The 22,183-nt window shown below is 72.7% G+C and carries 19 protein-coding genes and 1 riboswitch; of the genes, 3 read left to right on the top strand and 16 right to left on the bottom strand.

The window, feature by feature from the left end:
* Window positions 1-3 precede the first annotated feature (3 nt).
* The 6 genes from ABT070_RS16425 to ABT070_RS16400 all read right to left on the bottom strand — a co-directional run bounded on the left by ABT070_RS16425 (window position 4) and on the right by ABT070_RS16400 (window position 6,092).
* Window positions 4-576, bottom strand: a complete 573-nt coding sequence (locus tag ABT070_RS16425) for a GAF domain-containing protein (RefSeq protein ID WP_351760494.1) — start codon at window positions 574-576, stop codon at window positions 4-6.
* A gap of 61 nt (window positions 577-637) precedes the next feature.
* Entirely contained in the window at window positions 638-1,297 is a 660-nt protein-coding gene (locus tag ABT070_RS16420; RefSeq protein WP_351760493.1) for a GTP-binding protein, read from the bottom strand.
* Entirely contained in the window at window positions 1,275-1,646 is a 372-nt protein-coding gene (locus ABT070_RS16415) for a DUF742 domain-containing protein (RefSeq protein WP_020129490.1), read from the bottom strand. Before ABT070_RS16415 ends, ABT070_RS16420 begins: the two co-directional genes overlap by 23 nt.
* Before the next feature lie 2 nt (window positions 1,647-1,648).
* Window positions 1,649-2,083 (bottom strand): roadblock/LC7 domain-containing protein, encoded by a 435-nt coding sequence (locus ABT070_RS16410; protein ID WP_020129489.1) that lies wholly within the window; start codon window positions 2,081-2,083, stop codon window positions 1,649-1,651.
* Between the two features lie 68 nt (window positions 2,084-2,151).
* Complete coding sequence (locus tag ABT070_RS16405; protein ID WP_351760491.1) at window positions 2,152-4,551, bottom strand: sensor histidine kinase; 2,400 nt, start codon at window positions 4,549-4,551, stop codon at window positions 2,152-2,154.
* A gap of 311 nt (window positions 4,552-4,862) precedes the next feature.
* Window positions 4,863-6,092 carry an MBL fold metallo-hydrolase gene (locus ABT070_RS16400; RefSeq protein WP_351760488.1) on the bottom strand — a complete coding sequence of 410 codons (1,230 nt, stop codon included), beginning with the start codon at window positions 6,090-6,092 and terminating at the stop codon, window positions 4,863-4,865.
* A gap of 189 nt (window positions 6,093-6,281) precedes the next feature.
* On the opposite strand from ABT070_RS16400, the gene ABT070_RS16395 reads away from it, so the two are divergent.
* Both ABT070_RS16395 and ABT070_RS16390 read left to right on the top strand, forming a co-directional pair.
* The gene (locus ABT070_RS16395; protein ID WP_351760485.1) at window positions 6,282-7,469 is read left to right on the top strand and encodes a glutamate dehydrogenase; all 1,188 of its coding nucleotides are present in this window, start codon (window positions 6,282-6,284) and stop codon (window positions 7,467-7,469) included.
* Window positions 7,470-7,527: 58 nt separating this feature from the next.
* Window positions 7,528-8,148, top strand: coding sequence for a TetR/AcrR family transcriptional regulator (locus ABT070_RS16390; RefSeq protein WP_351760483.1), 621 nt, complete (start codon window positions 7,528-7,530; stop codon window positions 8,146-8,148).
* 476 nt (window positions 8,149-8,624) lie between these two features.
* On the opposite strand, the gene ABT070_RS16385 is transcribed toward ABT070_RS16390, so the two are convergent.
* From ABT070_RS16385 to ABT070_RS16360, 6 genes are all read right to left on the bottom strand, one after another.
* The gene (locus ABT070_RS16385; RefSeq protein WP_351760480.1) at window positions 8,625-9,410 is read right to left on the bottom strand and encodes an SIMPL domain-containing protein; all 786 of its coding nucleotides are present in this window, start codon (window positions 9,408-9,410) and stop codon (window positions 8,625-8,627) included.
* Between the two features lie 165 nt (window positions 9,411-9,575).
* A complete protein-coding gene (locus tag ABT070_RS16380; protein WP_351760588.1) occupies window positions 9,576-10,361 on the bottom strand; it encodes an SGNH/GDSL hydrolase family protein in 786 nt (261 codons plus the stop codon).
* 126 nt (window positions 10,362-10,487) lie between these two features.
* Window positions 10,488-11,195, bottom strand: coding sequence for a DUF6250 domain-containing protein (locus tag ABT070_RS16375; RefSeq protein WP_351760477.1), 708 nt, complete (start codon window positions 11,193-11,195; stop codon window positions 10,488-10,490).
* A 14-nt stretch (window positions 11,196-11,209) separates the two neighbouring features.
* A complete protein-coding gene (locus tag ABT070_RS16370; protein ID WP_351760475.1) occupies window positions 11,210-13,105 on the bottom strand; it encodes a rhamnogalacturonan lyase family protein in 1,896 nt (631 codons plus the stop codon).
* A gap of 234 nt (window positions 13,106-13,339) precedes the next feature.
* Entirely contained in the window at window positions 13,340-14,305 is a 966-nt protein-coding gene (locus ABT070_RS16365; protein ID WP_351760472.1) for a M23 family metallopeptidase, read from the bottom strand.
* 4 nt (window positions 14,306-14,309) lie between these two features.
* Window positions 14,310-14,477, bottom strand: a riboswitch (cyclic di-AMP (ydaO/yuaA leader).
* Window positions 14,478-14,773: 296 nt separating this feature from the next.
* Window positions 14,774-16,849: an alpha-galactosidase gene (locus ABT070_RS16360; protein WP_351760470.1), complete on the bottom strand. Its 2,076-nt coding sequence runs from the start codon at window positions 16,847-16,849 to the stop codon at window positions 14,774-14,776.
* 223 nt (window positions 16,850-17,072) lie between these two features.
* On the opposite strand from ABT070_RS16360, the gene ABT070_RS16355 reads away from it, so the two are divergent.
* Window positions 17,073-17,870: a tyrosine-protein phosphatase gene (locus ABT070_RS16355; protein ID WP_351760467.1), complete on the top strand. Its 798-nt coding sequence runs from the start codon at window positions 17,073-17,075 to the stop codon at window positions 17,868-17,870.
* Between the two features lie 97 nt (window positions 17,871-17,967).
* Here the strand turns inward: ABT070_RS16355 and ABT070_RS16350 are convergent, their stop codons facing one another.
* The 4 genes from ABT070_RS16350 to dxs form a co-directional block, all read right to left on the bottom strand.
* Window positions 17,968-18,090 (bottom strand): DUF6126 family protein, encoded by a 123-nt coding sequence (locus tag ABT070_RS16350; protein WP_351760465.1) that lies wholly within the window; start codon window positions 18,088-18,090, stop codon window positions 17,968-17,970.
* Window positions 18,087-18,719, bottom strand: a complete 633-nt coding sequence (locus tag ABT070_RS16345) for a helix-turn-helix domain-containing protein (RefSeq protein WP_351760462.1) — start codon at window positions 18,717-18,719, stop codon at window positions 18,087-18,089. Before ABT070_RS16345 ends, ABT070_RS16350 begins: the two co-directional genes overlap by 4 nt.
* A gap of 151 nt (window positions 18,720-18,870) precedes the next feature.
* Window positions 18,871-20,256: an aspartate aminotransferase family protein gene (locus tag ABT070_RS16340; protein WP_351760460.1), complete on the bottom strand. Its 1,386-nt coding sequence runs from the start codon at window positions 20,254-20,256 to the stop codon at window positions 18,871-18,873.
* On the bottom strand, window positions 20,253-22,175 hold the full coding sequence (gene dxs / locus ABT070_RS16335) for a 1-deoxy-D-xylulose-5-phosphate synthase (protein ID WP_351760457.1): 1,923 nt from the start codon (window positions 22,173-22,175) through the stop codon (window positions 20,253-20,255). The genes ABT070_RS16340 and dxs overlap by 4 nt, the downstream gene beginning before the upstream one ends.
* Window positions 22,176-22,183: the final 8 nt, after the last annotated feature.

The following is a 22,183-nucleotide window of genomic DNA, read 5'->3' as shown; positions in this document are numbered from 1 at the left end:
GCCTCACGGCGCCGGGAACCCGCCGGCCTCCCGCCGCTGCAGCTGTCCGGCGAGTTCGGCGGCCGTCGACTTGATGGTCTCCAGTCCGGCCTTCCCCCAGGGCCGGGGCGTGAGGTCGGCGACGCACACGGTGCCCAGCACCATGCCGCTCGTGTCGATGAGCGGGGCGCCCAGGTAGGAGCGGATGCCGTACTCGTCGACGACCGGGTTGCCCGCGAAGCGCGGGTAGTCGCCCACGTCCTCCAGCACCAGCGCCTTGCGCCGCACGACGACATGGGGGCAGTAGCCGTAGTCGCGGGGCAGCCGGCGGCCCACCTCGGGCTTGCCGCCGCGCGCGGCCCGGCCGCCCTCCGGGGTGTGCAGCCCGGCGAAGAACTGCCGTTCCTCGTCGAGGAAGTTGACCATGGCGTACGGCGCTCCGGCCACCTCGGCCAGACGGTCCGCGAAGGCGTCCAGGGCGGGCTCCGGCTGTCCCCCGAGGCCGAGTCGGCGCAGCCTGCGGGCGCGGGCGGGAGCTTCCCTGTCCTCCGGCGTGAGCAGCAGACGACCGGCCGGGCGCGGCGGGTCGTAGCTCATGTCCGGCTTCCGTCGCTGTGGACGTACGTCATATGCGGCTCCGGGGCGTCGGTTGCGGGGATCACATGTGGGCGCCGCGGCTCGGCTGGGGTGCGGCCGGTGCGTGGGCGATGAGGTGTTTGACGAGGGTGAGCAGGGTCTGGACACCGGACGCGGAGATACGGGCGTCGCAGCGCACGACGGGGACGTCCGGGGCGAGGTCGATGGCGGCGCGCACCTCCTCGGGCTTGTAGCGGTGGGAGCCGTCGAACTCGTTGATGGCGATGATGAAGGCGAGTCCGCGTTCCTCGAAGAAGTCGACGGCCGCGAAGCACTCCTCCAGGCGGCGGGTGTCGGCCAGGATGACCGCGCCGAGGGCCCCCTCGGAGAGTTCGTCCCACATGAACCAGAACCGCTCCTGGCCGGGCGTGCCGAACAGGTAGAGGACGTGGCTCGGGTCGAGGGTGATGCGGCCGAAGTCCATGGCGACGGTCGTCTCGACCTTGTTCTCGATGCCGTCGAGGTTGTCGGTCGCGGCGCTGACCGTGGTGAGCAGCTCCTCGGTGCTGAGCGGTGCGATCTCGCTCACGGCGCCGACGAAGGTCGTCTTGCCGACCCCGAAACCGCCCGCGACCAGGATCTTCAGCGCCGTGGGAAAGGGGTCCGAGCCGCCGCCGTCAGGGGCGCCGTGCTCACGGTGCTCGTCGTACCGGTCGTACTCAGAGCTGTCGTCGTAGTCCATCGAGCACTGCCTCCAGAAGGGCCCGGTCGGTGGGGATGTGGTGGTACTCGGGGGGCTTGGTGGTCAGCGCCCCGCAGTCGAGGAGGTCCGACAGCAGCACCTTGGTGACCGCCGCCGGCAGCTTCAGATGGGCCGCGATCTCGGCCACCGAGACGGGTGCGCGGGTCAGATGGAGCGCGGTCGCGTGTTCGGGACCGAGGTAGCCGAGGGGGGTCGCCCCGGTGGCCATCACCTGCGACATGAGGTCGAGGGCGACGCTGGGCTTGGTCCGGCCGCCGCTGACCGTGAACGGGCGCACCAGCCGCCCGGCCGCGTCGTCGAGCCAGGGCCCGTCGCCGGCCGCCGCCACGCTCAAGGCCCCATCACCGACGGTTCGACGGCGTGCTGCCGGGGCGCGGTCATGAGATACGGCCGGACGCTCTTGACCAGCATCGACATCTCGTAGCCGAGCACGGCCGCGTCGGCCTCCCGGCCGGCGAGCACCGCGAGACACGCGCCCGAGCCGGCGGTGGTGACGAACAGCAGCGTCGAGTCGAGTTCGACGACGACCTGCCGCACGTCCCCGCCGTCGCCGAACCGGACGCCGGCGCTGCGGCCGAGGGAGTACAGGCCGGAGGCCAGGGCGGCCATGTGGTCGGCGCTGTCGGGGTCGAGGCCGTGGACCGACTTCACCAGCCCGTCGCAGGAGAGCAGCACCGCGCTCGTGGTGTGCGGTACGCGCTGCACGAGGCCGCTCATCAGCCAGTCGAGATCGGATACCTGGCCGGTCGGCGCATCGCTCGCCATGGTGGATCGACTCCTTGGGGTACGAAGGTCTGCGGGAGCGCCGGGGGCGGGGGTGGGGGTGACAGTGCTCATCCGGCTGGTGCGCTCCCGTCGTGCCGGGCGGTGGATCGGTCGGGACCGTGCAGGTCCAGCCCGTCCCGCGGGCCGTACGCCTCGGGCGGCGCGGCGGCGGGCGTGGGGCGCGCCTGCGGTATGCGGGACGGATGCGGTCGTACGTCGGCGTCGGCGGGGAGCGGCACCGGCCGGCCCTCTTCCGCACCCTCGCCCGGGGCGTCGCCGCCGACCGTGCCGTGGCCTGCGGGGCGCCGGCCGTGCTCCGGCTCCGGGTGGGCGGCCGGGCCGAGCAGGACGTCGAGGGGGGCGGAGGCGGGCGGCCGGAACGGCGCCGGGTCCAGGACGTCCGCCTCCAGGCTCTGCTGGGCCTCGGCCAGGCCGATGCCGCGCTGGAAGGCCGCCATCAGGCCGGGGTCGTGACCGGCGGGCTGCTCGGAGTCCTGGCGCGGGGCCGGGCCGCCGCGCAGCTGGGGCACGAGGTGCTCCTGGGCGCGGCGGCGGGGCAGTTGGGGCTTGCCCATGGTGCCGCGCACCGTGCCGACGCGCGGGGTGGGCGCGATGCCCGCGTGCTCCTCGACGACGGGCCGGTCGCCGCGCCGGATGCCGGGCACCGCCTCGCCCGGGTTGGGCCGTGCCGCGCGGGCGCCTCGGACGGGCAGGGGTGCGGGTGCGCCCGGCCCCTGCGGGACCGGCTCGGCGGGGGCGTGACCGAGGTGCGGGGCCGGCCCGGCCGCCCGCACGGGACCGGAGCCGCTCGGGTGACCCTGCGGGTCCGGGACGGCCTGGGGCACCCCGGAGCCGGGCGTGTCCTGCGTCGGGGACGAGGCCGGGGTCCGCCCCGGCTCCGAGCCGTCCCACGCCTGCGGCGACCCGGCCGGCGGACCGGCGGGCACGACGCCGTCCGCCACCCGCACCGGCACGAACGACCGCCCGGCACCATCGGTACCCGACCGCGGGGACGATGCCGGGGAGCCGCCCGTGCCCTGCGCTTCCCGGGGGTGCGTGAGGCCCGCAGGCCGACCCGTTCCCGCGGTGTTCCGCGGGTGGTGCGGCTGTGCGGGACCGGGTGTCCGGGGGCTGCGGGACTGCGGGGCGGGGGGCAGGGGCGGCCGTACCGGGGCGGCCGGGGCGGGGGGTGCGGCGGGCGCGAGGGGCAGGCCGGCGCCGTCGGTGTCCGGGCCCTGCGACACCGCCCCGGGGAGGGCCGGCGCGGAGCCCAGCAGCGCCTGCGGCACGACGAGGACGGCCTGGACGCCGCCGTAGATGTTGCTCTGGAGACGGACCCGGATGCCGTGCCGTCGGGCGAGCTGGGAGACGACGAACAGGCCGATGCGGCCGTCGGCGAGCAGCCGGCCGACGTTGACCTGGTCGGGGTCGGCGAGCAGGGCGTTCATCCTGCTCTGCTCCTCGACGGGCATACCGAGGCCGCGGTCCTCGACCTCGACGGCGAGCCCGGAGGTGACGAGGTTGGCACGCAGCAGCACCTGGGTGTGCGGGGCGGAGAACACCGTGGCGTTCTCGACGAGTTCGGCGAGCAGGTGGATGACGTCGGCGACGGCGTGACCGCGCAGTTCGCCGTCGATGGGCGGGACGAGCTTGACCCGTGCGTACTGCTCGACCTCGGCGATGGCGGAGCGCAGCACCTCGGTCATGGAGACCGGGTTGCTCCACTGCCGCCGGGAGACGGCCCCGCCGAGGACGGCGAGGTTCTCGGCGTGCCGACGGATACGGGTGGCGAGGTGGTCGACGTGGAAGAGGCCCTTGAGGAGGTCGGGGTCCTCGATCGCGTTCTCCAGCTCGTCGAGGATCGAGATCTCGCGGTGCACCAGGGACTGAAGGCGCCGCGCGAGATTGACGAAGACCTCCAGCTTCTGTTCGCTGCCGGCCTGGCTGGACAGCTGCGCGGCCTGTACGACGGCGGTGACGGCCCCCTCGCGGGCCCGGGACAGGTCGGCGGCGAGCAGCTCGAAGTCGTCGGCGTCGCCGGGTGGGCCGCCGCGCGACGTGCGCCGGGGCGGGACCTCGCCGCGGCGCAGCGCCTCGATGACGGTCCGCAGGTCCGCCTCGCCGCGCGCGCTGGCGCGGCGCAGGGCCGCGACGCGGTCGCTGACGGAGCGGGCGGCGCGGTCCGCGGCCACGGCGGCGACCACGATGCCCACGCCGGTCACCGCGACGCCGCCGGCCAGGACCGCCCACAGGGTCGCGCCGGGCCGGACGCCGGAGGAGCGCACGGTGAACAGGACGACCGCGCAGGCGCTGAGGGCGACCGCGGTCGGCGGGAGCACGGCGAGCCGCAGCAACTGGGGCCGTATGTGTGTCTCGGCCGGCGCCGGTGCGGGGCGGGCGACCGGTCGCCCGTGCCGCCCGCCCTCACGGCGGTCGGCACGTGCGGCGGGTGCGCGGAGGTGAGACATCGGTGTCCTCGTACTGGTCCGTCGAGCCTGGTCGTCGGTCGGGAGAGCCGAAGAATTCGGCCCGCTGTCGCCCGACGGCCACTCACAGTAGTCGGCAACGTGTCAGGTGCGATGGGCAGTTGACAAAGTCACCCGGCGAGCGTCCCGCTCTGGTATGAGGCTTCGCACGACAGACCGATAAGCCCGCGCCACCCGGCAAGCAACACGGAAGGATGCCGATCAGACCTGGTCAGGAACGGTCCAGAAACGACCGTGCGGGCCGGGGAGCTTTTCGCTCCCCGGCCCGCACGGTCGAACATCTCCGGCCTCGGTCAGCCCGCCGGGACCGCCTCCGGTGCGTCGCCGCCCTCGACGACACCCCGACTTTCGTCACTCTCGGTATCGGCTTTGGCCTTGGTTGCCGTCGCGTTCAGGGGCTGCCATCCGGCGACCGGAGCGCGTGCGACCTCCCGCCACCACGGCTCGGCCGGGACGGTCTCGGCGCCGGGCTCGAAGGGCTCGCCGGGACGGGGCAGGGCGGCCCGCGCGCCGACGGCCCGGGCGGCGGCCAGGGTGCCCTCCCCCGGGTCGGTCCACGCGTGGGTGGCGAGGTTGAACGTGCCCCAGTGGATCGGCAGCATCACTCCGCCGGGACCGCCCTGGAGGTCCAGGTGGGCGCGCATGCCCTCCTCTGGGGTCATGTGGATGTCGGGCCAGAAGTCCGAGTAGGCCCCGATCTGGATCATCGTCGCGTCGAACGGCCCGTGATCGGCGCCGATGGCCTCGAAGCCGTCGAAGTAGCCGGTGTCGCCGCTGTGGTAGATCCGGTGCTCCTCGCCCGCGACCACCCAGGAGGCCCACAGGGTGTGCTGGGTGTTGCGCAGCCCTCGGCCGCAGAAGTGACGGGCCGGGGTGGCGGTCAGGGTGAGTCCGCCGACCTTCGTCGCCTCGTGCCAGTCCAGCTCGCGCAGCCGGTCGGCGGACACGCCCCAGTGTTCGAGGTGGGAGCCGACGCCGAGCGGCACCGCGAACAGGGTGTCCGTGTCCGCGAGCGCCTTGATCGTGGGCAGGTCCAGATGGTCGTAGTGGTCGTGGGAGATGACGACGACGTCGACCGGGCCCAGCGCGGCCAGCGGCAGCGGGACCGGGTGCAGCCTCTTGGGTCCCGCGAAGGCAAAGGGGGAACAGCGCTCGCCCCAGACGGGGTCGAACAGCACGCGCTGCCCGTCGATCTCCGCGAGCACGCTGGAGTGCCCCATCCAGGTCAGCCGCAGGCCCGTCGCCGGCGGCTTGGCGAGGTCGGCCAGGGTCGTGGGGTGCACCGGCACGGTGCCCGCGGGAGCACGGCGGGGGCGCTGGTCCCTGTCGAAGAAGACCTTGGCGAACTCGAGCATCGAGCCCGAGGGCCGGGTGCTCGCCACGCCGCCGGGGTTCTGGAAGACACCGTCCTTGAAGTGGGGCGATCTGCGGATGCGCGCCAGGCGCTCACCGCTCGGATCCGCGCCGAAGGCCGCGGGCTGTAGAGCGCGGAGCCCGGAGCTCAGGGAACGGAAACCGGACACGGTACCTCCAGGGAAGTCGCTGAGGCATTCCATTATGGTCGCCCGCTCCGACAACGCCGGGGTCACCCCGGTCATTCCGCCGCGAGCCTGTTTTGACACGACGTCCCCGCGTTCCGATACTGACCCACTGTTCAGTATCAGCCGTTTCGGCCGTTTCGGCCGTACCGGCCCGCCGGTCGAGGAGTCCGTATGACCGCCCCCTTCCTGTCGCTCACCTGGACCGACCACGTCACCGGCCGCCAGGGTCACCTGGTCGTCGACGGACTCGTGCGCGGCGTGTGCAGCGGCGGGCTGCGGATGCGGGCGGGCTGCACCCTGGAGGAGGTGACCGGGCTCGCCCGCGGCATGAGCCTCAAGGAGGCGCTGCACTACGACCCGGAAGCCCGCTACGTCCCCCTGGGCGGAGCCAAGGGCGGCATCGACTGTGATCCCCGGGACCCGGAGGCGTACGGACTGCTGGTGCGCTACCTGCGGGCGGTGCGGCCCTATGTGGAGAGCTGCTGGACCACCGGCGAGGACCTGGGGCTGACCCAGGACCTGGTCGACCGGGCGGCCGCCGAAGCGGGTCTGGTGTCGTCCGTGCAGGCGGTCTACCCGCTGCTGGACGACGAGTTCGCCGCCCGCGGGCGGCTCGCCGCCGCCTTCGCCGTCGAGGTGGACGGCATCGGCCTGGACGAGCTGGTCGGCGGCTGCGGGGTCGCCGAGTCCGTGCTCACCGCCCTCGACCGGGCCGGGGTGGCGTACGCCGGGACACGGGTCGCCCTCCAGGGGTTCGGCACCATGGGCGGGGCCACCGCGCGCTTCCTCACGCGCGCGGGGCTGACGGTCGTGGCCGTCGCCGACGTCAAGGGCACAATCGCCCACCCGGCCGGACTCGACGTGGAGGCGCTGCTCGCCGCGCGGGACTCCCACGGCACCGTGGACCGCTCCGTGTTGCGCCCCACCGATCTCGAGCTGCCGGGCGACGCCTGGCTCTCGGTGGAGGCGGAGGTGCTGGTGCCGGCCGCCGTGTCGTACGCGATCGGCGTCGAGGAGCAGGAGCGGATCCGCGCCCGGTGGATCGCCGAGGCGGCCAACATGCCCGTCCTGCCGGAGGCGGAGAAGCTGCTGCACGCGCGCGGGGTGAGCGTGCTGCCGGACGTCGTCGTCAACTCCGGGACGAACGCGTGGTGGTGGTGGACGCTGTTCGGCGACATCGGCGCGGACGCGGCGGAGGCCTTCGCGTACACGCGGCGCTCGATGCGCGCCCTGGTGGAACTGGTACTGGCCCGCGCCGAGGCGGACGGCACGACACCCCGGGCCGCCGCGCACACGATCGCCGAGCAGCGGCTGCCGGTGATCGCGGAACGCTTCGGGCGGTACCGGCCCGCTCGGTGAGCGTCCGTCGGGACGGACCGGTCCGGCGGCGCCCGCGCCGACGGATTAGGGTGACGGCGTGGTGAGGGTCCGGTTGAGTGTGGCCGAGCGGCGCGAGGAGCTGCTGCGGGCGGCCATCGAGCAGATCGAGGCGCGGGGCGTGGCGGCGGTCAGGATCGCCGACGTGGCCGCGGCCCTCGGTGTGAGCAACGCCCTGGTGCTCTACCACTTCTCGACGAAGGAGAAGCTCGTCGCCGACGCCTTCGCCTACGCGGCCGAGGGCGACCTGGCGCGGCTGCGCAAGCTGGTCGGCCGCCGCACCACGGCACTGCGCCGGCTGCGGTCGGCGGTGCGCTGGTACGCGCCCACGGGACAGGCCAAGGGCTGGCGGCTGTGGATCGAGGGCTGGGCGGTGTCGCTGCGCGAGCCCGCGCTGCGGGACGTCGCCCGGGATCTCGACAGGGAGTGGAAGGCGGCGCTCGCCGAAGTGATCGCGGAGGGGGTGGCCGCGGGCGAGTTCCGGTGCCCGGACCCGGCCGGCACGGCCCTGCGCCTGACGGCCCTGCTCGACGGACTCGCCGTACAGCTGACGTCCTACGCGGGAACGGTGTCCCGGGCCCGGGCCCAGGAGTGGGTCGACGAGGCGCTGGCCCGGGAACTCGGCCTGGGCCCCGAGACGTTGAGCGCCCAGGAGCCCTGAGGAACCGGCCGGCTCCCCGAACCCGAACCGGGTCCGGGTCCGGGTCCGAACCCGGATCCCACCATGTCGGCCGGCCTGCCCGCCTGCCGACCTGCCCGCCTCCGAGCCGGCCCGTCCGGTACCCACCCGGCCGGTGGCCCGCCCGGCCTCGCCCCGGCCCGAAACGCACCCCGGTCCGTGGGCAGCGCCGGGCGGTGGCCCGCCCCCGACCGAGGCCCATACCGACCCGAGGCCCACCCCGACCCGAGGCTCGACCCATGCTGACGGCTCGACCCATTCCGACGGCTCGACCCGCCGGTGGCCCGGTCCGGGTCGGGCACCGCCGAGGCGGGCACCCCGGTGTCCGCGGCCGACGGTGCCGGACCGGGTCTCGGCCGGACCCGCGGTCCGGGCCGGCGGCAGACCCGCGGTCCGGGCCGGTGCCAGACCCGCGGTCCGGGCCGGTGCCAGACCCGCGGTCCGGGCCGGCGGGCGGCTCAGTCCAGCTCGTACACCGCCGTCACGGTCGCCGTCGCGCGGATCTCGCCGGGCGCGACGGGCATACCGCCGAGGCCGGCCCCAGGGGTGTCCGCGGCCGGCTGCGCCGGGCGCGGGGAGCTGGAGGCGTCCTCGCTGAGCGAGACGAGACGGCCCAGGCGGCGGCCGCTGAGGCGGGCGTACTGCTCGGCCTTGGCGTGGGCGTCGGCGTGCGCGGCCTCCCGCGCGCCGGCCCGCAGCGGGGCGGGGTCGGCGACGTCGAAGGCCACGAAGCCGATCCGCCCGGCGTCACCGGCGGCATCGGTGACCGCCTGCACGACCGCGCCGACCCTCGTCACCTCACGCACCTTGACGGAGAAGGACTGCGCGGCCTGGTAGCCCGTCAGACGGGCGGTGCCGCCCGTGTGGTCGTAGACGGCATCGAGGGAGACGCTCTCCGTTCGGATGTCCCGGTCGGCGACGCCCTGGGCGCGGACGGCTGCCAGCAGCGCGACGGCCGCCCTGTTCTGCGCGTCCAGCGCGGACTGCGAGGTCTTGGCGGAGGCCTCGACACCGGCGCCGACGACCGCGAGGTCGGGCGGTGCGCTCGCGCTGCCCTCGCCGGTCACCGTGACGGTGGCGGGGCTGTCCGGGGCGAGCGGGCGGGCCGTCGCGGCGGGGTGAGCGGGCCGGGCGGGCAGCGCGGCCGCCGTGGGCGCGGCGAGTGCCGTGACGCCCAGGGCGAGCAGGGAGACGAGGGCCGCGGCGACGGGCGTACGGGGAAAGGGCGTACCGGGAGAGGGCATGCGGGACCGGTCCTTGGAGGTGTCGGGCGGTGCCAGGTGCGGGTGCGGTCATCCCAGCACCCGTGCCCGGCACCGCCCGGGCACCACTCCCGTGCGATCACCTCACTGGTGGAGCGGCCGAACGCGCGTCGTGCACGGCCGGCCGCGTCCCGCCCGCCCGGTGCCTCAGGCCACGGCCGCTATCCGCATCCTGATGTCGTCCGGCGACAGCGTGCCCTTGGCGGTCACGTGGTCGCCCGAGGACTCCCCGCGCAGCCGGCGTCCGATCCACGGCACCAGGTACTCGCGCGCCCAGTGGACGTCGTCGCGCCGCACGTCCAGGGTGCCGCGCGGCGGGAGCAGCGGCCACGGCTGCTCCGGGTCGGCCGGTACCTCGAGGCCGAGGGCCTGCCCACCGCGCAGCGCCACGCGCGTGTGCCCCTCCGGGGAGAGGTGGAGCCGGTCGCCGTCCCAGGCCCTGCGGTCCTGGATGGACTTCAGGGACCACAGGTCGAGCACCGGACAGCCGTAGCGGTCGGCCACGGCACGGACGTGCCCGTTGTAGGTGGCGATCTTGCCGCGCAGGTGCTTGAGCACGGGGATGCCACGGGTGTCGAAGCCGGTCGTCACCAGCACGGTGCCGGCTGCGGCGGTCAGGGCCGAGATCGCGCGCTCGAAACGCTCGGCGACCTCGTCCGGGTCGGTACCGGGACGGAGGATGTCGTTGCCGCCCGCGCAGAAGGAGACCAGGTCCGGGGCGAGTTCCACCGCCCTGGGGAGTTGGTCCTCCATGATCTGGTCGAGCAGCTTCCCGCGGACCGCGAGGTTGGTGTAGTTGAAGTCGCCCTCGGGGCGCCGGTCGGCGAGGAGTACCGCGAAGCGGTCCGCCCAGCCGACGAACGCCCCGTCGGGGCCTGGGTCGCCGACGCCCTCGGTGAAGCTGTCCCCCACCGCCACGTACGACCCGATCACTGATCTGTCGTCACTCTTCGAATCGTCTGCCACAGCAGTTCATCATTCACCTTCGAATGTGACCTACGCGATCGTAGGAAGGGGTTGACGTGCGGTGAGATAAGACACCCTTAAAGAGTTTGCCAATCAGGGAATAAGGGACCACGCCCGGAAGTCGTTGATCCGGAAATGGCTCCAGGTGGTCCGGAAGGCGAAGTGCCCGCCCGTGTAGGGCTCCGGGTCGGTGTGGTCGAAGACGAGCCGGCCGTTGTTCCACCAGCGGACGACCGACCCGTCGGAGACGATGCGGACGTGGTTCGGCTCGTTCGCGACGAGCAGCGGCTCGGTGTAGTCGTAGATCAGGGGACGCACCCCCGCCTCGCCGACGTAGCGGCGCAGCCGGGTCGTGGTGTTGGTGTTGGCGCCGTAGCCGACGTAATACGTCTTCAGGTAGTCGTATTCGGCGAGAGCGCCGCCGCGCGGGGTGGCGAAGAGATCCTCCGGGGAGCGGACGTCGACGGCGTTCCAGAAGTTGTTGAGGTCGGAGACGCGGTCGTTGACCCCGCCCGCGGAGACGGGCGTGGCGACGTACTCGAGGACGTACGGCCCTTCGAGCGGCCGCTTGAACCAGATCGTCGCCCCGGCGGGTACGTCGACCTCCAGGGTCCCGCGGGAGGCGGTGACCGTTCCGCCCTTCTCCAGTTCGACGGCCCACTGGCGCAGGCCGTGACGGAAGTCGTCGTGGGCGATCAGGCGGCGGTGCCGGGGGCGGGCGCTCGCGGTGGCCGCCGGGGCGAGGGCGGCCAGCGCGGCGCCGGCGGCGAGGGCTCCGAATGCCCTGCGGGTGGTCGTCATGTCGGTCGGCTCCTTCAGTGGGCGGGGGTGGTGAGGTGCGGCGCGGGGACCCGGCGGGTCTCGGTGCCGAGGTAGTAGTCGGTGTACGTGGACTGGAGGTAGCCGCGCACGGTCCAGCCGAGGCGGTACGCGGGGTTCTGCGCGAGCGTGTAGACGCGGGTGCCGGTCGGCGCGGTGGTGGTGTAGAGGCGCAGCGCGGTGTGGTCGGAGGTCTCGGCGAGGATCTCCTCGCGCCAGTCGCCGAGGAGGTCGCCGTAGAAGGGGGTGGCGTTGCGGGCCCCGGAGACGACGCCGGCCGGGTCGAAGACCGTGGCGCTGCTCTCGGTCGCCGGGTCCCACTTCTCGACGCGGGTGAAGTCGAGCAGTTCTGACGCCTTGTCACCGTCCCACCAGATACGGAAGTTGACGCTGGGGGTGGTGGTGGAGACCTTGCCGTCCTGGACGTTGAAGACGCCCGCGCCGGGCCGGGTCACGTCGGCGGTGGACGTCCAGTACTCGTAGCCGCGGTGGTCCGGGTCGATGTCCGCGGCGTTCCCGCGGCCGGTGTCGAGGTCGGCGTCGCTCACCGGGCTCGTCGGGTGCGAGCCGGTCACCAGCCGCTCGCCGGTGTCGGCGTCGTAGTAGTACCAGGGGAACGCGGAGACGACGCCCAGCTCGGACTGCTGGATGGCGAAGCCCTCCAGGCCGGGCCGGTCGGGGTCGAGGTCGGCGATGTCGAAGCGGTCGCCGTGGATGGCCCCGTCGACGACGTAGCGCAGCGTGCCGTCGCTGTTGACGACGTAGTTGCCGTCGGCGATCTCGTCCCTGCCGTCCCCGTCGACGTCGACGGTGCGGATCTGGTGGAAGCTGGTCGCGCCGGTCGTCGGGTCCACGACGTACTTCCAACGGCGGGTGAGGTCCGTGCCGTCGAAGTCCCAGGTCTGGAAGAGGACCCGGAACGCGCCGCGCTTGGCCCCGACCCGGGTGACCGACTTGGTGACCAGGCTGGGGTGTTCGCCGTCGAGGTAGGCGACGCCGAAGTGGCCGCCGGAGGGGCCGTCGGCCACGAAGTCGTCGGGGACGGGCTGCCGGGTCCGCTCGGTGCCGGTCGCCCCGTCGATGACCGACACGAACTGGTTCGCGGGCGAGTCGGCGGTGACCTGGGCGCCGTCGGCGAAGGTGGTCCCGGCGGCGGTGTGCGCCAGCACCTCGGCACGGCCGTCGGAGTCGAGGTCGTAGACGGTGACGTTGTCGTCGTTGCGGTAGCCGCCGATCGCCGTGGACCCGCTGATCGCGGCGGGCGCCGGGTCGTTGGCGCCGTTCCCGCCGACCTGGGTGTAGGAGCCGGGGCCGAGGTCGACGCGCCACAGGCGCTCGCCGGTGAGCGTGTACGCCTCCAGCAGGTCCGGCCGGTCGCGGGTCCCGGACAGCCGGCTGACGACGAGCTCGTAGCGTCCGTCGCCGTCGAGGTCACCCGGCCAGGCGTGCTGCACGGTGTAGCCGTCGGCGCCGGCCAGCGGGATCTCGGCGTAGCCGTCGGTGAGGAGCAGGGCTGCCGCACTCGGCTTCTGCACGTGCCCGTCGACGACGGCGCGGACGGTGTACGTCCCCGTCCCCCGGCTGTCGTCCTGGTAGGTCGTCGATTTCCTTATCGGCTCCCGGTTCAGGCGGCGGCCGTTCTTGTACACGTTGAAGGCGATGGCGTCGCCGTACCGCGCGTATTCGGTGCCGAGCAGCCGCCAGCTGAGGAAGGTCCCCTCTCCCGAGGGGGTGGCGACCAGGCCGCGGTCGAGGTTCTCGACGATCCGGCGCGGGGCCGCGGTGGCGTGCCCGGCGGGCGCGGAGACGAGCCCGGCCAGCAGGGCCGCGACGGTGACGGCGGCCGCGGTGGCGGCGCCCTTGATGACGATGCGTCGGTCGACGCCGGACACAGGACCTCCGAGGAGCGGTAGAAAGCGCTTGCTCACTGACGGGGATCACTGTGTCCCCACTCTGTCCCACCTGTCGACGGTGCACGAAGGGCTGCCACAAGAACGCAATGGAACGATCATGAACGCGCAAACTCCCCCACCGGCGCCGCCCGGACACGGCGAAGGCCGGACCCGGGGATCGGGGTCCGGCCTTCGGCCGCGTGTCAGGCGGGAGGTCGTCGAGGTCGGAGGGGGTCAGCCGACCGAGACGCCGTGCGAGCGGAGATAGGCGATCGGGTCCACGTCGGAGCCGTAGTCCGGCGTGGTGCGGATCTCGAAGTGCAGGTGCGGGCCGGTCACGTTGCCGGTCGCACCGGAGAGGCCGACCTGCTGGCCCCCGGTCACGGTCTGGCCGGCCGAGACGGAGAGCTGGGACAGGTGGGCGTACTGGGCGTAGTAGCCGTCGGCGAGCTTGATGACGACCTGGTTGCCGTACGCGCCGCCCCAGCCCGCGGAGACGACGGTGCCCGCGCCCACGGCCTTGAGGGAGGTGCCGGTCGGGACGACGAAGTCGGTGCCGGTGTGGTAGCCGCTCGACCACATGCTGCCGGCCGTGTGGTAGGCGGTGCCGACGGTGGCGCCCGCCACCGGCAGCGTGTAACCGCTGGACGTACCGGTGCCGCTCTCGGCGGCCTGGGTGACCGTCTTCGAGGAGGACGAACCGGACGAAGAGGACGACGACTTGGTTCCGGACGCCTTCGACTTCGAAGAGGAGGACGAAGAGGACGAGGAGGAACCGGACGACGAGCCGGTGCCGCCGGTCTCGGAGGTCGCGGCCTTCTTGCCGATGGAGAGCTTCAGCCCGGGGTGGATCAGCGACGGGTCGCCGCCGACGGCCTGCCGGTTGTCCTGGTACAGCTTCTGCCAGCCGCCGCTGACGTTCTGGTCGTCGGCGATCTTCGAGAGATAGTCGCCGGACCGCACCGTGTAGGTCTTCGCCGTCGTGGAGGTGACCGTCTTCTGCGCCACCGGCACGGACTGCACGGCCTTTTCCGGCACGGCCTGGGAAGCCGACTGGGCGACGGACTGCGCGGGGGCCGCGTGAGCGCCGGCGGCACCTATGAGCGGAAGGGCGAGCGCGGCGCCGCCGGTTCCGGCGACGGCGATGGAGCGAGTGAAGCGCTGGGTCTTCGGACGGCGGTGCTTACCCTTCGCGGGCATGGCGAATTCCTCTCCGGCGCCTGCGAGGTGAGCTGTCGGGTGCGGACTGGAGATGCCCGGCCGCGCCGAGGCGCGGCTTAACCCCGAAGCCTGTTCCGGAGACCGGAACAGGCGGTTGTGCCTGTGGGTCCCCCGCTCCTGCCATAGACGGGTGAGTGAGCGGACTCCGGGCGGTGGCAGGATTCGGCGTCCGTCCGGATTGGTGTGGAACGTAAGCGACCGGGACGCACAGGGACAAGCAGAGGTTGTGCGGTCAACGCCTTTCTCTTGATCCCCTGTGCGAATCCCCCGTCACACTCCGTGAGTCAGAGGGTGCTTTTACCGCCAAGCACCCTTGAAAAGCATGCGAATTACGTGAACATGACGGACGACGTACGGTCACGGATATGACGCTGCTCACGTGACAGCTCTCCAGGTTCCTTTATTCCAGAGCGAGTTGGAACGAAGGATCCAATTCGGACAGAAACCTCAGATGCGACGCAGTCGGATAACCGTCGCATCAAGGTCGCCCCGCAGTCCGGTGCGCAGCCCGTGGTGCAGCAGCACCGCCCCTCGGTGGACTTCGCCCGTTTCGCGGCATTCGTACGCCGCTGTCGGGTCGAGTCCACGCAGCCGCAGCGCCGGAACGGGCTCGCCGAACCGCTGCGCCTGGAGCCAGGCGAGGACGACGCTCTCGTCGCCGCGCACATACTGGACGGCGCTCAGGCCGCCCGTCGGGGGCCGCAGCCGGTAGAGGTCGCCCTGCTGCACGAGCGGCCGGATCTCCTTGTAGAGGTCCACCCACCGGCGCGCCTCGGCGAGCTCTTCCTCGCTCCACTCGGAGAGGTCCCCGCCGACGCCGAGCACACCGGCCATGGCACTGACGAACCGGAAGCGCAGCGAGCTGACCCGGCCGTTGAGCTGGGTGTTGGGACTGTCGGTGACCCAGGCCGCCATGACCCGGGCGGGGTGGATCTGGCTGAAGCCGTGCTGGATGTCGAGCCGGTCGAGCGGATCGGTGTTGTCGGAGGTCCACACCTGGTCGGTACGGCTCATGATCCCGAGGTCGATACGTCCGCCACCGCCGGAACAGGACTCGAAGGCGACCCCGGGGTGAGCCGCCCGCAGCCGGTCCAGGAGCGCGTACAGGGCCTGGACGTGGTCGACCCAGAGGCGCTGCGGATAGGGGTCCTCCGGCCAGCCGGCATCGGTGAAGCAGCGGTTGAAGTCCCACTTCACATAGTCGACGGGCGCGCTGGAGAGGAGCCCGTGGAGCTGCTCCCAGAGGTACTCCTGGACGTCCTCGCGCGCGAGGTTCAGTACGAGCTGATTGCGGAACTCCGTCCGCTTTCGTCCCGATTGGAACTGCACCCAGTCGGGGTGGGCCCGGTACAGCTCGCTGTCCGGGTTGACCATCTCGGGCTCGACCCAGATGCCGAACTGCATGCCGAGGCCGTGCACGTAGTCGGCGAGGGGCTTCAGCCCGCCGGGGAACCGGTCGGGGTTGGGCTGCCAGTCGCCGAGCCCGGCGTGGTCGCCGGTGCGCGCGCCGAACCAGCCGTCGTCGACGACGAAGAGCTCCACGCCCATCGCGGCGGCCCGCCGGGCGAGCGCGCCCTGCTGCTCCTCGGAGATGTCGAAGTAGGTGGCCTCCCAGGAGTTGAACAGCACCGGCCGGTCCTGTTCGGCGTCCGGGACGACGTACGCGCGCTGGTAGGCGTGCCAGGTGCGGCTCGCCCCGCCGAAGCCGGCGTCGCTCCACAGGCCGGCGAAGACGGGTGTGGTGAAGGACTCCCCCGCGGCCAGCCGCAGCAGACCCGAGTCGTCGTACCCGGCGCCCCCGGTGATCTGCACGCGCGCGTCCGGGAGTTGGGCGACGGCGATCCGCCAGGAACCCGACCAGCCGAGGGCGCAGCCGTAGACCTCGCCGCGCTCCTCGGTCGCGTCGGTGTCCAGGGCGACCCAGGGCAGGTGCTGGTGTCCGGTGTGGCCGCGGCGGCTGCCGATGACCTGCTCCCCGTAGGTGAGGGGGGACCGGGTGAGCCGGGACTCCGCGGCCCAGCGGCCGTGCAGCTGCGACAGCCGCCAGTCGTCGCGCTCGGGCAGGGTCCAGGTGGCGGAGTCGGCGCGCAGCAGCTCCAGCGGCAGCTCGCCGTCGTTGCGCAGGGTCGTCCAGCGCTCGACGACATCGCCCCGCATCCGGTAGTGCAGGGTGACGGTCAGCCCGGCGTCCCGGAACCGCAGCCGCAGTTCGTCGCCGTCGGACTCGAAGGCCTCGTAGGACCACTCGGTGCCGCGTCGCTCGTCGGTGCGCACGGACAGGGCGGGCCGGACGAAGCGGGGGCCGCCCTCGACCGGGTACTCCTCCCGGCCGTCGAGCGGGGACTCGAAGGACGCCCCGCGCTCCGACGGCGGCAGACCGGCGAGCGCCTCGGCGTCCGCGAGCGCGATGCCCGGGCCCCAGTGCAGGTGGACCAGCTCGTCGCCCTCGGTGAGATGGAGGGCGTAGCTGCTCGTCGGCCCGGAAAGGAGCCAGGTGCGGCCGTTGTCGGCGATCTCGGGCATCAAACCCCCACTAATTCGAACAGGTGCGATCAAGCACCAACATCATCGAATGCGGTCGGCCTGCCGGGCAACTTTCGGCGGACAACTCTTCACCTGGTCAGACGTCCGGAGTACCGCCCTGTGGACAACCCGTTGCCCGGGGAATCCATGTCGTATCGTCGGGGAGATGTCCCGTCGGCCACCACGAGCCGCGCCGACGGAGACCGACAGGGAGGGAGCCCCCGTGACGCAGCAGATCCCGTCGACCGAGCCCGAGCTGGCCGCTGTGCGCAACTTCCGGGATGTGGGCGGTCTGCCGACCGTCGACGGCCGGCGGGTGCGGCACGGCGTGCTGTTCCGCAGCGGCCATCTCGCGCACGCGACCGACGAGGACGCCGCGTTCCTCTCCGGCCTGGGCCTGCACACGGTCTTCGACTTCCGCAACGCCGCGGACCAGAAGCTGGAGGGCCCGGACGTCGAACTGCCGGGCGTGCGCAATGTGAACCTGCCGCTGTCGGACCCGGCGGACGGCTCCGAGTTCTGGAAGATGGTGCGCGACGGCGAGATCGACCAGCTGCGCGGGATCCTCGGCGACGGCAAGGCCGCCGGCCGGATGATCGCCTCCTACCGCTCGATCATCAAGGAGCGGACGGCCGAGCACGCCCAGGTGCTGCACTCGCTCGCCGAGGACAGCGTCCCGGCCCTGATGCACTGCGCGGCGGGCAAGGACCGCGCGGGCCTGTCCATCGCGGTGACGCTGCTGGCCCTGGGCGTGGAGCGCGAGGCGATCCTCGCCGACTACCTGGAGTCCAACGCCAAGCACCGCCGCTACCGGGTCCGCCGCAGCGCCACCTCCGCCGAGGCCTACTCCCCCGAGGTCATGGAACTGCTCGGCCCCCTCTTCGACGCGCGCGCGGAGTACCTCGCGGCGGCCCTGGAGACCATCGAGGAGACCTGGGGCGGCGTCGACGCCTACCTGGAGGAGGGTCTCGGGCTCTCCCCCGAGACCCGTGAGCGACTCCGGGACCGGCTGCTCGACTGACACCGCGTCGGACACCGCGCCCGGTACCGCGTCGGACACCGCGCCCGGTACCGCGGCGCGTACCGCGCCCCGGAGGCCGCGCCGGTCACCGGGGGCTCTACTGGTTGGCTCCCACCTCGAACAGCAGCCACAGGAACCCCGCGAAGACGTGTCCCACCGCGATGTAGATGATCAGCCGGATCCAGAGGGAGCGAGGGAACTTCTCCTCGATGTCCTTCATGGCGTTTCTCCGATGTCCGAAGGGGTCGGGCCCAGGCACAGCGTGGCCGTGGGGCTCTGCAGCAAGGTGTGGACGAAGAGCAGCTCGACCCCGTCGTCGTCCTGCGCCGCGATGCGGTGCGGGGTCAGCGAGTCGAAGTGCGCGCTGTCACCGGGCCCGAGCAGCTCGGTGGTGTCCCCGAGGCGCAGCCGCAGCCGCCCGCGCAGGACGTGCAGCCACTCCTCCCCGGGGTGCACGCGCACGACGTCCCCCTGGGAGCCGTACGGCACCTGGACGCGCAGGGCCTGCATCCCGCGCCCGGAGGCGCCAGCCTGCCAGTACGTCCAGCCACCCGCGCGGGTCGGCTCCATGCCGGCGGCGCGGACGACGGCGTCCCGGTCGGCGGACGTCTCGCCGAGCAGCTCCGAGACCGTCGTACCGTAGACACGGGCGAGCGCGAGCAGCATCGGCAGCGAGGGCTGGCGCTGCCCGGTCTCCAGGCGGGAGAGATGGGCCGGTGACAACCCGGCGGCGCGGGCCGCGGCCTCCAGGGTGAGGGCGGCCCGGCGGCGCAGGGCGCGCAGCTGGGGGGCGACGGCGGGAAGAGCCCCGGCTGGTTCCGCCGGGGCCTCCGACTCGGGCGGGCTCATGGATCCATTGGACGCCAAATTTGCCTCTGCGGCAAATTTCTTGCCTCAGAGGCAAAAGCGCTCGGCAGCCCGGACAGCTTTCCCGGCCGCGTCCGAACGGGGAGACCAAGACCGGCCCGCACGCGTCCGAGCCGCCGCTCTCCCGCGCCGTTCAGCGGTTGGCGACCGCCTGCTTCACCAGCGTCCTGCCGAAGTCCCACATCAGCCCGCCGCCGCTGTGCGCGTCGTCCATCACGGCGGTGAAGGCGTCGACGAACCGGTCCACCTCCCGCTCGCCGACGATCAACGGCGGGATCAGCTTGATCACCTCCAGGTGGTCACCGGAGACCTGGGTGAGGATCCGGTGCCGCTGGAGCAGCGGCACCACCACCATCTGCGCGAACAGTCCCTTGCGGGCCGCCTGGAGCATGGCCCACCGGCTGCGCAGCTTCAGCGACCTGGGCTTCCCGAACTCGATCCCGATCATCAGGCCCCGGCCGCGGACGTCGGCGAGCAGCTCGTACTTGTCGACCAGCGCCGCCAGCCGGGACCTGAGCAGGTCGCCCGTGACCCGCGCGCCGGCCACGATCCGGTCGTTCTCCAGGACGGACAGCACCGCGAGTCCGGCCGCCATGGCCTGCGCGTTGGACCCGAAGCTCGCCGAGTGCACGAGCACCCGGTCCATCGACGAGTAGACCTTCTTGAAGATCCAGTCCTTGCCGAGCGTGGCGCCGACCGGCACATAGCCCCCGGAGAGCGCCTTGGCCACGCACACCAGGTCCGGCTCGACGCCCTGCTCGTGCTGGTAGGCGTAGAAGTCGCCGGTCCGGCCGAGCCCCGTCTGCACCTCGTCCGCGATCAGCAGCGCCTTGTGCCGGTGCAGCAGCTCCTGCGCGGCGCGCAGATAGCCTGGCGGCGCCTCGTGCACCCCCTTGCCCTGGATCGGCTCGACGATCAGGGCGGCGACGTCTCCCTTCTTGAGCTCGCCGGCCAGTGCGGCAAGGTCGCCGAGCGGGACCGCCGTGTCGGCCAGCAGGGGCGCGAACCCGTCCCGGAACCCCGACTCGCCGTTCACCGACAGCGAGCCCGTGGTGAGCCCGTGGAAGGCGTGGTCGCAGTACAGGACCCTCGGCCTGCCGGTGGCGTACCGGGCGAACTTCAGGGCCGTCTCCACGGCCTCGGTGCCGCTGTTGCCGAAGAACACCCGGTCCAGGTGCGGGCTGTGGGCGAGCAGTTTCTCGGCCAGCAGCCCGGGCAGCGGCTGGCAGTCGAAGCGGGTCAGGTCGGCCAGCCCGGCGTCGAGGACGTCGTGCAGCGCCTTGCGGACGACGGGGTGGTGGCGGCCCAGCCCCATCACCCCGAACCCGGCAAGCATGTCCAGGTAGTCGTTCCCGTCCGCGTCCCAGAAGTACGCGCCCTCACCGCGCTCGTAGACCTTGTCGAAGCCGATGGTGTGCAGCATCCGCGGCAGTTGGTGGTTGAGGTATCTGCCGTGCAGCTCGTAGCGCTCGGCTCCGCGCTCGGCCAGGAGGGCGCCGAGGTCGAACTCCGTGGTCATTCAGCTTTCTCCTTGACTGGGCCGGTCGCCGCGGCGTCGGCGGACCTGGCGTCCCCGGCGGCCAGGCTCGCGCTGATCCGGCCGGCCACCTCGACGGGGGTGAGGCCGATGTCGGCGAGCACCTCGCCGCGTTTGGCGTGCGCGAGGAACTGCTCCGGGATCCCGAACCGCCGTACGGGCACGTCGACCTCGGCGTCGCCCAGGGCCAGCGCCACCGCCGATCCGACGCCGGCGGCCCGGCTGTTGTCCTCGACGACGGCCACCAGCCGGTGCTCGGCGGCGAGGCCGGGCAGGGCCGGGTCGACGGGCTTCACCCAACGGGGGTCGACGACCGTGCAGGCGACGCCCCGGGCCTCCAGCAGCTCGGCGGCCTGCAGACACACCGGCGCCATGACGCCGACGGCCACCAGGAGCACCTGCGCGCGGTCGCCGCGGTGCAGCACGTCCATGCCGCCCACCCGGCCGACGGCCGGCACCTCCGGTCCGACCGACTCCTTCGGGAAGCGGACCACGGTCGGCGCGTCGTCCACCGCGACCGCCTCCCGCAGCTGCGCGCGCAGCTGCTCGGCGTCACGGGGGGCCGCGATGCGCAGTCCCGGGACGACCTGGAGCACGGACATGTCCCACATGCCGTTGTGCGACGCCCCGTCCACGCCGGTGACGCCGGCCCGGTCCAGCACGAACGTGACCCCGCAGCGGTGCAGGGCCACGTCCATCAGCAGCTGGTCGAAGGCCCGGTTGAGGAAGGTGGCGTAGACGGCGACGACGGGATGCACGCCGCCGGTCGCGAGCCCCGCCGCGCTCACGGTCGCGTGCTGTTCGGCTATGCCGACGTCCCACACCCGGTCCGGGAAGCGTTCGGCGAACCCGCCGAGCCCCACCGGATGCAGCATCGCCGCGGTGATGGCCACCACGTCGTCGCGTTCCTCGCCGATCCGCACGATCTCTTCCCCGAAGACGGACGTCCAGGACGGCCCGCCGGCGGGCGCGAGCGGCACGCAGGTGAGGGGGTCCATCGCGCCGACGGTGTGGAAGTGGTCCTCCTCGTGCGCGAGGGCGGGCTCGTAGCCGCGGCCCTTCTCGGTCAGACAGTGCACCAGCACCGGCCCGTGGAAGCGCTTGGCCCGCCGCAGCGCGGACTCGACGGCCTTGATGTCGTGCCCGTCGATCGGGCCGACGTACTTCAGGCCGAGGTCCTCGAACATGCCCTGCGGCGCGAACGCGTCCTTGAAGCCCTTCTTCGCGCCGTGCAGCGACTCGTAGAGCGTGTGGCCGACGACCGGGGTGCGCAGCAGTACGTCCTTCCCCCAGGCCAGCACCTTCTCGTAGCCGTCGGTCGTGCGCAGGGTCGCCAGGTGGTTGGCGAGTCCGCCGATGGTCGGCGCGTACGAGCGCTCGTTGTCGTTGACGACGATGATCAGCGGCCGGTCCTTGGCGGCCGCGATGTTGTTCAGCGCCTCCCAGGCCATGCCGCCGGTGAGCGCGCCGTCGCCGATGACCGCGACCACGTGGCCCTTCTCGCCCTGCACCTGGCGGGCCTTGGCAAGGCCGTCGGCCCAGCCGAGGGCGGTGGAGGCGTGGCTGTTCTCGATGACGTCGTGCTCGGACTCCTCGCGGGAGGGGTAGCCGGACAGGCCGCCCTTGCCGCGCAGTTTGGAGAAGTCCTGACGCCCGGTCAGAAGCTTGTGCACATAGCTCTGGTGGCCGGTATCCCACAGGACGCGGTCGACCGGCGACTCGAAGACCCGGTGGAGCGCGACGGTCAGTTCGACCACGCCCAGGTTCGGCCCCAGGTGTCCACCGGTCCTGGCGACCGCGTGCACCAGGAACTCCCTGATCTCTTCGGACAGTTCGCCGAGTTCCGCCTCGGACAGCGCCTTCAGGTCGCGTGGTTGCCGGATGTTCTCCAGGATCGTCACGTCGGGCC

Source organism: Streptomyces sp. NPDC002884 (assembly GCF_040295245.1).
GTDB lineage: Bacteria > Actinomycetota > Actinomycetes > Streptomycetales > Streptomycetaceae > Streptomyces.
This window is presented reverse-complemented; position numbering and strand designations above follow the sequence as displayed.